The organism is Bradyrhizobium sp. F1.4.3 (assembly GCF_040548375.1).
In the GTDB taxonomy this organism is placed as follows: Bacteria; Pseudomonadota; Alphaproteobacteria; order Rhizobiales; family Xanthobacteraceae; genus Bradyrhizobium.
This window is the reverse complement of the sequence record NZ_JBEPRN010000001.1, coordinates 945,893-958,664: the sequence shown is the minus strand read 5'-3', so window position 1 is coordinate 958,664 and position 12,772 is coordinate 945,893. Positions and strand designations below refer to the sequence as shown.

9 protein-coding genes are annotated in these 12,772 nt (G+C 64.5%); 6 read left to right on the top strand and 3 right to left on the bottom strand.

All coding sequences use genetic code 11. From position 1 onward, the window contains the following. Nucleotides 1-27: 27 nt before the first annotated feature. Both ABIB73_RS04705 and ABIB73_RS04700 read left to right on the top strand, forming a co-directional pair. Complete coding sequence (locus tag ABIB73_RS04705; RefSeq protein WP_354221886.1) at nucleotides 28-786, top strand: SDR family NAD(P)-dependent oxidoreductase; 759 nt, start codon at nucleotides 28-30, stop codon at nucleotides 784-786. 72 nt (nucleotides 787-858) lie between these two features. Further along, nucleotides 859-1,506: a glutathione S-transferase family protein gene (locus tag ABIB73_RS04700; RefSeq protein ID WP_354221885.1), complete on the top strand. Its 648-nt coding sequence runs from the start codon at nucleotides 859-861 to the stop codon at nucleotides 1,504-1,506. Between the two features lie 824 nt (nucleotides 1,507-2,330). On the opposite strand, the gene ABIB73_RS04695 is transcribed toward ABIB73_RS04700, so the two are convergent. Continuing rightward, complete coding sequence (locus ABIB73_RS04695) at nucleotides 2,331-4,067, bottom strand: ATP-binding protein (RefSeq protein WP_354221884.1); 1,737 nt, start codon at nucleotides 4,065-4,067, stop codon at nucleotides 2,331-2,333. A gap of 445 nt (nucleotides 4,068-4,512) precedes the next feature. Between ABIB73_RS04695 and ABIB73_RS04690 the strand changes: the two genes are divergently transcribed. Further along, the gene (locus ABIB73_RS04690; RefSeq protein ID WP_354221883.1) at nucleotides 4,513-5,481 is read left to right on the top strand and encodes a catechol 2,3-dioxygenase; all 969 of its coding nucleotides are present in this window, start codon (nucleotides 4,513-4,515) and stop codon (nucleotides 5,479-5,481) included. On the opposite strand, the gene ABIB73_RS04685 is transcribed toward ABIB73_RS04690, so the two are convergent. Next, nucleotides 5,478-9,008, bottom strand: coding sequence for a molybdopterin cofactor-binding domain-containing protein (locus tag ABIB73_RS04685; protein WP_354221882.1), 3,531 nt, complete (start codon nucleotides 9,006-9,008; stop codon nucleotides 5,478-5,480). The genes ABIB73_RS04690 and ABIB73_RS04685 overlap by 4 nt on opposite strands. Further along, the gene (locus ABIB73_RS04680; RefSeq protein WP_354221880.1) at nucleotides 9,008-9,490 is read right to left on the bottom strand and encodes a (2Fe-2S)-binding protein; all 483 of its coding nucleotides are present in this window, start codon (nucleotides 9,488-9,490) and stop codon (nucleotides 9,008-9,010) included. The genes ABIB73_RS04685 and ABIB73_RS04680 overlap by 1 nt, the downstream gene beginning before the upstream one ends. A gap of 246 nt (nucleotides 9,491-9,736) precedes the next feature. Here ABIB73_RS04680 and ABIB73_RS04675 point away from each other — a divergent pair, with 246 nt between their 5' ends. Genes ABIB73_RS04675 through ABIB73_RS04665 form a run of 3 tightly spaced genes read left to right on the top strand, consistent with a single transcriptional unit; the run spans nucleotide 9,737 to nucleotide 12,701 of the window. Further along, nucleotides 9,737-11,194, top strand: a complete 1,458-nt coding sequence (locus tag ABIB73_RS04675) for a 6-hydroxynicotinate reductase (RefSeq protein WP_354221878.1) — start codon at nucleotides 9,737-9,739, stop codon at nucleotides 11,192-11,194. After that, nucleotides 11,191-12,090, top strand: coding sequence for a UPF0280 family protein (locus ABIB73_RS04670; protein WP_354221876.1), 900 nt, complete (start codon nucleotides 11,191-11,193; stop codon nucleotides 12,088-12,090). The genes ABIB73_RS04675 and ABIB73_RS04670 overlap by 4 nt, the downstream gene beginning before the upstream one ends. Nucleotides 12,091-12,116: 26 nt before the next feature. After that, entirely contained in the window at nucleotides 12,117-12,701 is a 585-nt protein-coding gene (locus ABIB73_RS04665) for an amino acid synthesis family protein (RefSeq protein WP_354221874.1), read from the top strand. Nucleotides 12,702-12,772: the final 71 nt, after the last annotated feature.

Genomic DNA, 12,772 nt, shown 5'->3' with positions numbered 1-12,772 from the left:
AGTCAATTGCTTTCGAAAGGAAATGTCATGACTACCCAAGTCAACACCCCCGTCGTCCTGATCACCGGCGCGCTGACGGGCATCGCCCGCGCCACCGCTTTCGCTTTTGCGCAGAAGGGCGCCAAAATCGTCGCGTCCGGCCGCCACGACGAGACCGGCAATGCCCTTGCCGCCGAATTGCGCGCCGCAGGCGCGGAGGCGGAGTTCGTTCGCGCCGACGTACGCCACGAGGACGATGTCCGTGCACTGGTCGACAAGACCGTCGCGCGCTTTGGTCGCCTCGACATCGCCGTTAACTCAGCCGGCACCGAAGGCAAGCCCGGTCCGGCGACCGAGCAGACGCCGGAAAGCTATGCCGCCACCTTCGACACCAACGTTCTCGGCACCGTGCTCAGCATGAAGCACGAGCTGCGGATCATGCAGGCGCAGGGCAGTGGCAGCATCGTCAACGTCTCATCGACCTTCGGACACGAGGGTGGCGCGAATGCCTCGATCTATGCGGCGAGCAAGCACGCGGTCGAAGGGCTGACCAAGTCGGTCGCGCTGGAAGTCGGCAGCCTGGGAATACGCGTTAACGCCGTGGCGCCAGGACCGGTTCAGACCGGCATGCTCGACCGCTTCACCGGTACCGAAGACGTCAAGGCCTACCTCGCGACGCTCAATGCCCAGAAGCGGATCGGCCAGCCCGACGAGATCGCGCGAGCGATCCTCTACATCAGCTCGGCGGATGCGAGCTTCGTCACGGGGCACATCCTGACGGTCGACGGCGGCAAGTCGGCGGGCTGACGGCGGCGGGCCGGCTGGCAAGCCGGCCCGTCTCTGCCTCTTTCAATCTCGTACAATCGTGGAAAACTTTTCATGTCATCCGATCAACTGAAGCTTTATGAATCAAGCGGCTCCCCCAACTCGCGCAGGGTCCGCATCTTCCTTGCCGAGAAAGGCATCTCCGCCTCGCGCATTCCCGTCGATCTCGGTTCCAGGGAGCAGTTCTCCGAGGCGTATGTCCGGATCAATCCGCGCCGTGTCGTGCCGACGCTGGTGCTCGCAGACGGAACAGGGATCGGCGAGGTGCCGGCCATCCTGCGCTATCTCGAGGAGGTCTATCCCGGCACGCCGCTGCTTGGCACTTCGCCAAAGGACAAGGCGCTGGTGACGATGTGGGAGCGGCGGATGGAGCTCGAAGGTTTTGCCGCGGTGATGGACACTGTTCGCAACGCGGCTGCCGGCCTCAAGGGCCGCGCGATCTCCGGTCCGCACGACTACGCGCAGATTCCGGAACTCGTCGCGCGCGGCCGCCAACGGATTGCGGACTTCTATGCCGACCTCGAGGTGCGTTTCACTGAGGTGCCGTTCGTTGCCGGCGACCGCTTCAGCGTCGCCGACATCACGGCCATCGTCACCACCGACTTTGCGGCCAAGGCGCTAGGACTGCCGATCCCCGAAACCAACGTTGCGTCACAGCGCTGGTACGCGCTGGTCGCGGCGCGGCCGAGCATGGCCGCGTAGCCGGTACGAAGCCGAGGGCATATGTTCAAGACATCCGGGTGTTTTGCCCGACGCGTCAAGGCGCGCGCACAAAAATATTCCTATTTACAGAAATTCGGATTTGTCGTATTAAATCGCCCGTTCCGGACCGGCGACAGGGGCGTTTCGCGATCGTCACGAGGCGCGGGCCGGAATGCGATGGCCGCGACGGCGTCGGGCGCGAAGGGCGTTGCAGGGCGGGAATCCGTCACAGGTGCTCCGTGAGCAATGAGCTCTCGCGCGATGACACGGCGCTGACGGCGTCTTCACAGGAGTTCGCGGGTGAGCACACGGCCAGCCCTCGAATTCCCGGCGAAGACGTGCGCGGACGGTCAAGTCGCGTGGTCCTGACGCCCGAATCTGGCGTCAAGTCTTGCCGTGATGCGCCTGGTTCAACCGGGCCGGCGCGTCAGCCACCGGCAAGGTAACGGGGGCAATTGGGTTCGACTCCCCGGGGAGAGCGCGAAGTAAGCCGTCAAACCATTGCGCAGGGAAGGCCGGGCGTTCTCGGTCAAACCTGTGGTCAAAACCGTGTGCATATCCTTGGCGCACGGATCACGGGTGCCAGCCGGCGCCCGGCCTTCCCTGCGCCCTCCTGTTCGAAGGAGGGAGCGACGAAGAGCAAAGCTCGGGCGAAATGCGCCGCGAGAATGCGAAGGTGTGTCTGCGCGCAATCACTGTCATCGCCCGCGAAAAGCGGGCGATCCAGTATTTCAGAGACAGCAATGGGATACGGAGAGGCCGCGGCATACTGGATCCCCGCTTTCGCGGGGCATGACAGCGGAATGTGTGGAGAGCGAGCCGGCTTACCGCAGCGGCTTCTTCAACAGCGAGAAGCGGTCTGGGTCGAGCCCCATCGACGGTTGCAGCATCGGCGTTTCGATGGGGGCGAGCGTCTTGGCCGGCGGTTGCGAAAACACCGGGTCGTTCGGCACGTCGCGCTGCGAGGTGGCGCCGCGCCAGCGCTCGAGCACCGCGCCGACGAAATGCATGTCGTGACCCGACGTTACGGAAGGAACGCTGCTGATGGTGGCTTCGCCGCGTGGCAATTGATGCGGGGGCACCTCCTTGAAGCGCAAGCGCGTCGGCAGCGCGACGCCTTCGCCGAACGCGAGCACCTCGCGGGTGCCGAGCGAGGGCACGAACGACAGCAGGTTCGCTGCCGCATCCGACACTGCGGCGCGCAGCAGCGCCTGGTCGCGTTCGTTGGCAAGGCGCATCGTGAACAGCGTGTTGCACTGGGAGATGATGGTGGCGTCGAGCTCTGCGGGCCGCTGCGTGATGAGGCCGAGATAGACGCCGTATTTGCGGCCTTCCTTGGCGATGCGCGACACTGCCTTGCGGGTCGGCCCGAAGCCGACATTGCGGTCGGCGGAGGCGTAGCGGTGCGCCTCCTCGCAGACGAACAGCATCGGCGAGACGCCGTCGCTCCACAGGCCGAAATCGAAGGCCATGCGGCACAGCACCGAGACGACCGAGTCGATCACTTCTGCCGGGAAACCGGCGAGCTGCATGACCGTCATCGGCTTGCCGTTGGCGGGCAGGCGAAACAGATGGCTGATCACCTCGGCCATGGTGTCGCCGCCGACATTGGCGTTGTCGAACATGAAGGCGTAGCGCGGGTCGTTGCGGACAGCCTCGATGCGGGAGATCAGCTTGTGATAGATGATGCGCGAGGAGCGGTTTTCCAGCTTGCCCATGCGCTCGTCGATCAGCGAGATCAAATCGACCAGGCGATACGGCACCGGCGTGTCGACGGTGAAGCCGACCTGCTTGGGGTCGATGCGCTTCAGGCCGAGGCGGTCGGCATTCTGGTACTGGGTGTAGATACCCTTGGCGATCGGGATGACCTCGGCGAGGACATCGAGCTCTTCGGGCACGCCGGCGCGGCCGCCGAACAGCACGTCGACGATTTCCTCGAAATTGAACAGCCAGAACGGCAGCTTCAGGTTTCGCGGGTTGAGCACCAGCGCGCGGTCGCCGAAGCAGCGGCCATATTCGTTGTGGACGTCGAGCAGGAAGATGCGCAGATTGGGCCGCGCTTTGAGGATCTCGTTGAGCAGGAGCGACACGCCGGTCGATTTGCCGACGCCGGTCGATCCCAGCACCGCAAAATGCTTGGACAGCATTTCCTCGACGTCGACATAGGCGACCACGGAGCGGTCCTGCTGAAGGAAGCCGACATTGATCTGGTCCGAACCGGTCGGCGCGTAGATCGTGCGCAGCTCCTGGCTCGTGATCAGGTCGACGGAATCGCCGATGGTCGGATAGTTGGTGACACCGCGCTGAAACTTGGCCTTGTCGGCGGCATTAAGGATTTCGCCGAGCAAGTCGACGGATGCGACGGCAATGTAATCAGCGTTCGAGAGGTTCTCGCACGACACCTCGGTGATCATGGCGACGATGACCGAGCTGGCGCAGCGGATGCTGACGAAGCGGCCGACGGTGGCCCGAACTTCCGAGACCGGCATCTGGCTTGCCGCCAGAAGCCCGACCCGGGCGAGCGATCCGCGTACCGAAATCACGCGTCCAAAGGATGTCACTGGATTGAACCTGGCATGAGTGAGGAGCTTAACCCTGACTATGCGAGCCGGGGCTGCACAAACGGTTAAACGGCTGGCGCGGCGGCTTCGTTAAATCCGCGACAATTCGGCCAATAGGTTTGTTCCCAATGCATACTTGCAGGCGGAAGCGGTCGAAGAGTGCTGCTTTTCTAGGCCGATGGATCGAAATCGGCTTAAGGAAGATTTTACCATTCGGGCAGTCGGCCGATGGCCGCGCAGGTCGAGACCGGCGCCGGCCGGTGGCGCTGGCTCGCCGGAAGACGCGGTTTGGTTTGTTGACGAGACCTAATCATTTGTACATTAGTACAAATGAAGCGGCGGACGTCAGTCTCGCCCCCAGGCTCATGCGCGCATCGTCATTGCGCCCTGTGCCCGATTGCGCGATCCGGTCACGCGGATTGCAGATTATGCCTTGGAGGAAACCATGCAGCCCGAACCGATTTTCGATCTCGCCCATCTCGGTCACATGGAACTGCTGACGCCGAAGCCCGACGAGAGCCTGAAATTCTTCGTCGACGTCATGGGCATGACCGTCAGCGGCCAAAAGGGCGAGTCAGTCTATCTGCGCGGCTGGGACGACTACGAGCGCTATTCGCTGAAGCTGACGGCGTCGAAGACCTCCGGCATGGAGCATATGGCGCTGCGCGCGCGAAGCCAGCAGGCCCTGGAGCGCCGCGTCGCCGCACTCAAAGGTTCCGGCTTCGACATCGGCTGGATCGATGGCGACATGGGGCAGGGGCCGACCTTCCGCTGCCGCGATCCCGATGGCCACATCGTCGAGCTCTATTACGAGACCGAATGGTATCAGGCGCCGCCGGAACTGAAGCCCGCGCTGAAGAACCAGGCCCAGCGTTTTCCCGCGCGCGGCGTCAATGTCCGTCGCCTCGATCATCTCAACTGCCTTGCCGTCAACATCAAGGCCAACCGCGAGTTCTTCGAGAACTATCTCGGCTGCCGGCTGACCGAGCAGATCGTGCTCAACGACGGACGGGAAGCCGCGATGTGGCTGACCATGTCGAACAAGAGCTACGATTTCGCCTATTCGCTCGACCATTCCGGCACGTCCGGCCGCTTCCACCACGTCACCTACGCGCTCGACAGCCGCGAGGAGATCCTGCGCGCCGCCGACATCTTCCTGGAGAACGGCGTCCACATCGAGACCGGCCCGCACAAGCACGCAATCCAGCAGACCTTCTTCCTCTATGTCTACGAGCCCGGAGGCAATCGCGTCGAAGTCGCCAATGCCGGCGCGCGCCTCATCCTCGCGCCGGACTGGAGGCCGATCGTGTGGACGGAAGAGGAGCGCAAGAAAGGTCAGGCGTGGGGACTAAAGACGATCGAGTCCTTCCACACCCACGGCACGCCGCCGGTGGAGGTGAAGAAGCATTCCTAATGTGCAGAAGCGCGCACGCGCGCGATCGTGTCGCGCACGCCGGTCCATGCCGGTTTGTCCGGCGCGAACTGATTGCGCAGGAACGTCACGAGCTCCTCGACTTGCGCATCGCTCATGCTGTTCTTGAACGCGGGCATGTAGCCGAGGTCGCTTGAGGCAGGCTCGGCGATACCGTGCAGGATGACCTGCACGAGATTGTCAGATGTCACGCTGTGCAGATTGCTGTTGAGCGCAAGCGAGGGCCGGCTGCCGAACAGCGGCAGGCCGCCGACCTCATGGCAGACGGCGCAAGCACCCTGATAGAGCCGTGCGCCGGTGGAAGCGGCGACGGTGACTTGTGTGGCGCTCTCGAGCTTGGCGGCGAGCGCATCCTGCGTCTGGCTGGCGGTCGCGGAGTCGTTGAACGAATTGACATAAACGGCCATCGCGCGAATGTCGTGGTCGGGTAGCGCCGTGAGATCCCTGACGATCGGCGCCATCGGACCGGCCGCGACGCCGTGATAGCGCGACTGGCCGGTGCGCAAATAATTGTAAAGCTCGTCTTCACTCCACGGGATCGGCGCGTGCGAGAGCGAGGTCAGCGGCGGTGCCTCCCAGCCCTCGGCGAAGCCTCCGGCGAGATAGGCATCGCGCTGTTCGGCGCCGAGCGCATTGCGCGGCGAATGGCAGGCGCTGCAATGGCCGAGACTTTCGACGAGATAAGCGCCGCGATTCCACTGCTCGGACTTTGCGGGATCAGGTTTGAATTCGTGTGTCTGATGAAACAGCGCATTCCATCCCGCGAGCAGCGGGCGGAGATTGAACGGGAAGGACAGTGTGTTCGCTGGGATCGTCGCGCGCACCGCAGGCTGCGCCATCAGATAGGCGTAGAGCGCCTGAAGGTCGGCCTCGCTCGTCTTCGAAAAATGCGTGTAAGGGAAAGCGGGATAGAGCTGGCGCCCGTCGCGATGCAGCCCGTCTTGCATCGCCCGCTCAAAGGCGGGATAGGACCAGGCGCCGATGCCGGTCTCGACGTCCGGCGTGATGTTGGTCGCGTAGACCGTGCCAAACGGGGTCTCCAGCGCGCGCCCTCCGGCGTTGATCGCGCCGCCGATCGTGCTGTGGCACTCCGCGCAATTGCCGAGCGCGGCGAGCAGCTCGCCGCGTGCGATCGTCGCCGCGGAATAGACCGACGCGTCGGGCCGTGCGATCGGCGCGATGGCGCGTCCGGGCAAGAGCGCTGCGCCAACGCCGATCGCAGCGGTACATACAGCCGCGATCGTTGTAAAAATGCCGGCGCGTTTGGCGAACGGATTCTGCCAGATGCGAGATGCTTGCGGCGCAGCGGGAGCGGGCAGTGCCTGCGGCGTAGCCGGGGCATCGCCGCGAAGCCCCTTGAGGATACGCTCCGGCGTGAACGGCGGCTCGCGAAAGCGAACGCCGGTGGCATCGAAGATCGCGTTCGCAATCGCCGCAGCACTGGGCACCGAGGCGGACTCGCCGACGCCGAGCGGCGGCTGGTCCGGCCGCGGCAGCATCAGCACATCGATCTTGGGAACGTCAGGGAAGGGGATGATCGGATAGGCGCCCCATTCGCGCGCCGCCACAGCGCCGCGCTCGAACGAAACCTCCTCCATCAGCGCGCGGCTGGTCGACTGGATGACGTTGCCGTGGATCTGGTGGCGCACGCCGTCCGGATTGATCATCAAGCCGGAGTCCTGTCCCGCAACGACGCGGGTCACGCTGACGTCGCCCGTCGCCGTGTTCACCGCGACGTCGGCAACCCAGGCCGACCACGCCGCGCCAAAGCCGGGAAACTTGCTGTGGACATAGAGCGCATAGGCAAATCCGCGCCCGCGCACGACCTCGCCATCTTTCTCTTCGCGAACCGGTCGCTGTGTCCAACCCGCACGCTCGGCCACCGCGTTGACGAGATCGACCGCACGCTGGTCTTTGAGATAGCGCAGGCGATATTCGATCGGATCGACAGCGGCCTCGGTCGCGAGCTCGTCGATATAGGATTCATGCGCAAACGTGTTCGGCAGCGCCGAGACGCCGCGAAGCCAGGAGGCGCGCACGATCGGCGCCATGTCATGCGCGACGACGCGCATGTGGTCGTAGTCGTATGGCGGGATCGCAGTACGGTCGCCCATCTGGAGCACCGCGGCCTCCGGCGGAATCCGCCCGGTCAGCAGCAGGGCCAGCGTCGGCGCGGCATTCGACGGATAGCGCGTGGCGAGATCGTAGCCGGCGACGCCGCCGTCCGCGTTCAACCCACCATTGACGTCGATGAGTTGCGCGGTGCCCTTCGGCTCCCAGGCGTGCTCCTGCTCGCGCGTCAGCTGCACCCGCACCGGCTGACCGACGGCGCGCGACAACAGCAGCGCGTCGGCGCTGACATCGTCGGCGCAGTTGCGGCCGTAGCAGCCGGCTGCTTCGAGCCGGATGACCTCGATCTCGCTCTCCGGTCGCTCGATCAGCTGCGCGAGGTCGCCGCGCAAGATGTGCGGGTTCTGCGTGCCCGACCAGACGCGGATATTGCCGTCCCTGAAATCAGCGACCGCGCAGGATGGACCGATCGACGCGTGCATCTGATACGGCCAGACATAGGTGCGCTGAATCGGCTTGGCCGCGCCGGCGATCGCCGCGTTGACGTCGCCCTTGTCGATCAGCGTGCGCGGTGTCGACGGATTGGCGCGCAGCGCAGTCTCGACATCCGCGAGATCGGGCAGTGTGGGCGTGGGCTTCCAACTCACCTTGAGCTGCGCCGCCGCCTGAATTGCATTCTCCTCGCGCTCCGCGACCACGCCGACGAAATCGCCGATGCGCACGACGGCAACGATCCCGGGGATATCGCGCACCGAGGATTCGTCGACCGCGATCAGGCTGGTGCCGACAAACGGCCCGGCATCCACGCCGGCATAGGGCGGACGCACCACGCGTCCGTGCAGCATGTCGGGCACGCGGATGTCGTGCACGAAGGTCAGCTCGCCCGTGGCCTTGGCCGGCAGATCGACGCGAGGCATCGATTGGCCGACGATGGCATAGTCGCCGACAGGCTTGACCGCGACGTCGTCGGCAAGCTCGAGCCGGATGGTCTCGCCGCCGATCAACTCGCCATAGCTGACGCTGCGATTGTCGTGTCCGCGCACGAGGCCATCCTCGATCGTCAGCTCCGCGGCCGGCAACTCAAGACGCTCAGCTGCGCGGGCAATCAGGAAGTGCCGCGCCTGTGCAGCAGCCTTGCGCAGGGGAACGGCGGTGATCTGGATGGTTTCGCTGGCGATCGTCGCGCCCTGGTTCGGCACAACGGCGGTGTCGCCGAGCACGACGACGACGCGGGCAAAGGAGACGTCGAGCTCTTCGGCGACGATCTGGCCGAGCGCGGTGCGGATGCCGGTGCCGAGATCGACATGGCCGTTATAGGCGTTGACCGAACCGTCCGCGGTGATCCGGACGAACGTTTCAGATGCGTCCGTATCCAGCGCGCGGACGACGGCGAGCGAGCCCGATGGCCGCTCGGCTGCGTTCGAGAGAGGGGAGGCCATCAATCACCGGCCCCGGCGGGTTGGCTAGAGGCGCGCATCACGGCGCGGAGGATTTCGACATGCGTGCCGCAGCGGCAGAGATTGTAGCGCAGCGCAGCCAGCGCCTCCTGCTCGGTCGGCTGGGGATTGATCGCCAGCAGTGCCTTGGTGGTCATGATCATGCCGTTGAGGCAATAGCCGCACTGTGCGGCCTGCTCGTCGATGAAGGCCTGCTGGACGACATCGGGCTTGTCGCGTGTGCCGAGGCCTTCGAGCGTGACGATGTCGCGCCCCGCGCAGCCGCTCACTGGAATCACGCAGGAGCGCGCCGCAGCTCCGTCAATCAGGACAGTGCAAGTGCCGCATTCGCCGAGGCCGCAACCGTATTTCGGGCCGTTGAGCGCGAGATCGTTGCGCAGCACATAGAGCAGCGGCGTCTGCGGCGCAGCCGTGACGTCGTGGATCCTGCCGTTCACGGTGAGGCGGATCGGTGTCTGCATCATCCTCGTTCTCAAGCCCTGCGACCGTGAAAATTGTACGTCGCGACGATACCGTTTGTACACAAACGTGCAAGCCGGCATGCCGCAGTGCAACGCAACTGCCCGCTTTGTGGACAGAGCAGGGAGGCAAATGAGGTTTTATTCGGCAGCGGCATCTTTTCACCTGCACCGCCGCTTGACAGCTATCGGGAGCGCGCGCAACATCGTTCGTATACGAATGATAAGCCCCCGTGATCCGCTGGCTTGCACATGGTGACTGAAACGACGAGCGCCGCCACCGACAAGATCCGCTGCGATGCCTGTCCGGTGATGTGCTACATCAAGCCTGGCGCGGCCGGTGCCTGCGACCGCTATGCCAATGATGATGGCAAGCTCGTTCGCGTCGATCCGCACATCATCCTCGAGCGCACGGTGTCGCACGGCGGCAAGCTGGTGCCGTTCAGCCGCACCGAGGATTGGGACGGCACGATCGTTCACGAGCCCTCGACCTTCGTGACTGCAATCGGAGCGGGCACGACCTATCCCGATTACAAGCCGGCGCCGTTCATCGTCTCGTCCGAGGTTGACGGCGTCGACATGGTCACCGTCGTCACCGAGGGCATCTTCTCCTATTGCGGCATCAAGGTGAAGATCGACACCGACCGCTATCTCGGGCCGGAAACCGCGACCGTGCGCGCCCAGGGCGAAGCGGTCGGCCACGTCACCACCAGCGAATACGGCTCGCAGATGCTGTCGCTCGGCGGCGTGCATCATCTCACCGGCGGCTCCAAGAAGGAGGGACGCGTCACCTGCGACACGCTGATGGACCTCGCCAATTGCAGGGCGGTCGAGCTCACCATCGACGGCGGCGCGAGCGTGGTGGTGCAGGCCGGCCAACCACCGATCGTCAATGGCGCCAAGGAAGAGCGCATGCGCGTCGGCTGCGGCTCGGCGACGATCGGCATGTTCGCCAAGCAATGGCATGGCAAGGTCGACGAGGTCGTCGTGGTCGATGACCACATCACCGGCGTGCTCAGCGAGCACCAGGCCGGCAAGCTGCTCGACATCGCCGACACCGGCATCAAGATGAAGGGCCGCCGCTCGACGCCCGGCCGCTATTTCCAGGTCGCCGATCCCGGAACGGGATGGGGCGGCACCAACATCTCCGATCCGCTCGCGATTCTCGGACCGTTCGACGCCAAGGAAGCGAAGGCGGGGCTGACCATGCTGATGGTCTCCACGACCGGCGAGCATTCGTCCTACTACGTGCTCGATGAGGCCTTGAAGCCGGTCGAGACTGAAATGCCGCCGGATCTGAAATTCTCGGTCGAGCGTATCCAGGAGAATTGCGAGCCGGCGCTGTGCACGGTGCTGTTCATGGCGGGAGCGGGGGGCTCACTACGTGCCGGCGTCACCGACAACCCGGTGCGGTTGACGCGTTCGGTGAAGGACGCGCTGACGCGCGTCACCAGCGGCGGAGCCGCGGTCTATGTCTGGCCGGGCGGCGGCATCACCTACATGGTCGATGTGACGCAGATGCCTTCAGGCGCGTTCGGCTATGTACCGACCCCGGCGCTGGTCGCGCCGATCGAATTCACGATGAAGCTGACCGACTATGCCGCGCTCGGCGGGCACATGGATTACGTGAAGCCGCTGTCCGAGGTGAGGGGCGGTGACGATGTCCGCCAATTGCTCTGGCAGAACCCGATTCCAGGGCGCCGGGTATGACAAGGCTCCCGCAAATCGCATTGCTGTCTGATGGCCGGCGGCTGCATTTGCAGGATGGTCCGATTGATCTGATCGTCGAGGCGAGCGGAGATGCGGGCGAGGTGCGTGCGGCCTACGAGGCGGCGTCGCGCCGTTTCACCGGGCTGCTGGACGAGCTCTGCTTGGAATTGCCGGGACTGCGAAAAGAGGCGGAACACGGCAAGTGTTCACTGAAGGGCGTTGTGGCGCGTCGTATGCATGCCGCCGTCGCACCCTACGCCGCCGATTGCTTCATCACGCCGATGGCCGCGGTGGCCGGCAGCGTGGCGGAGGAGATTCTTGGCGCGATGCTGACGGCCGCATCGCTCGATCAGGCCTATGTCAACAATGGCGGCGACATTGCGCTGCATCTCGGCAAGGGCGAGCATTTTTCGGTCGGACTTGTGGATCGGCCCGATCGCGACGGAGTGATGCGGACGATGAAGGTCGATGCGAACGATCCTGTACGGGGCATCGCGACCAGCGGGCGCCACGGCCGGAGTTTTTCGCTCGGCATTGCGGATGCCGTGACGGTGCTCGCGGCTACGTCGTCACAGGCCGATGCGGCCGCGACAGTGATCGCCAACGCGGTCGACCTGCCCGGGCATCCCGCCATCATCCGGCAACCCGCAAACGAGTTGCAGCCTGACAGCGACCTCGGTGCGTGTCTCGTCACCCGCGGCGTCGGTGAATTGTCGCGGGTCGAAATCGCGATGGCGCTGGAATCTGGCGCGGAATGTGCACGGCGATTATTCGATCGCGGATTGATCGAGGGTGCGGTGCTGCAGCTTTGTGGTGATATGATTGTCATCGGAACTAAAGATATTGAGCGGCAACGATCGCACCCGGCTGTGCCGGAGCATGCGGTTCATGCCTGAGCAGGGAAGAGCCTAAGGAAACAATTATGAGCGCGATCATTCGCAAGATCGTCACCGTCGTCGAAGAGACGCAGATGGAGATGGGCCGCCAGGTGTCGCCGCCGACGCGACGCGCCGCAGCGATCGCCGTGATCGAAAATCCCTTTGCCGGAAAATATGTCGAGGATCTCTCGCCGCTGATCGCGATCGGCGAGGAGCTTGGCGATCTCCTGTCGAAGCGCGCGGTTGCGGCGCTCGGCATCGAGGGTTCCAAGGTGCAGAGCTATGGCAAGGCGGCCGCCGTCGGCGAGAACGGCGAGCTGGAACATGCGGCCGCGATCCTTCACCCCAAGATGGGCGCGCCTGTGCGCAAAGTCCTGAGCAAGGGCGCGGCGCTGATCCCGTCGTCCAAGAAGCGCAGCGGTCCGGGCACGACGCTCGATATTCCGCTCGGGCACAAGGATGCCGCCTTCGTACGCAGCCATTTCGACGGGATGGAAGTGCAGATCAACGATGCGCCGCGCGCCAACGAGATCATGGTCGCAGTGGCCGTCACCGACAGCGGCCGTCCGCTGCCGCGCGTTGGTGGGCTGACGGTTGGCGAGGTCAAGGGCGAGGACGGTTTGAGATAGCGCATGATCCGGAGGAGTGGGCACCGGTTCTCCGATCAGATCATGCTGAAGACGTAGAGAGTTCAAAACTG

Bases quoted from the DNA above. Each gene is read 5' to 3' on its own strand.
- ABIB73_RS04705 (WP_354221886.1), top strand. From the start codon at position 28: ATGACTACCCAAGTCAACACCCCCGTCGTCCTGATCACCGGCGCGCTG.
- ABIB73_RS04700 (WP_354221885.1), top strand. From the start codon at position 859: ATGTCATCCGATCAACTGAAGCTTTATGAATCAAGCGGCTCCCCCAAC.
- ABIB73_RS04690 (WP_354221883.1), top strand. From the start codon at position 4,513: ATGCAGCCCGAACCGATTTTCGATCTCGCCCATCTCGGTCACATGGAA.
- ABIB73_RS04685 (WP_354221882.1), bottom strand. From the start codon at position 9,008: ATGGCCTCCCCTCTCTCGAACGCAGCCGAGCGGCCATCGGGCTCGCTC.
- ABIB73_RS04680 (WP_354221880.1), bottom strand. From the start codon at position 9,490: ATGATGCAGACACCGATCCGCCTCACCGTGAACGGCAGGATCCACGAC.
- ABIB73_RS04675 (WP_354221878.1), top strand. From the start codon at position 9,737: ATGGTGACTGAAACGACGAGCGCCGCCACCGACAAGATCCGCTGCGAT.
- ABIB73_RS04670 (WP_354221876.1), top strand. From the start codon at position 11,191: ATGACAAGGCTCCCGCAAATCGCATTGCTGTCTGATGGCCGGCGGCTG.
- ABIB73_RS04665 (WP_354221874.1), top strand. From the start codon at position 12,117: ATGAGCGCGATCATTCGCAAGATCGTCACCGTCGTCGAAGAGACGCAG.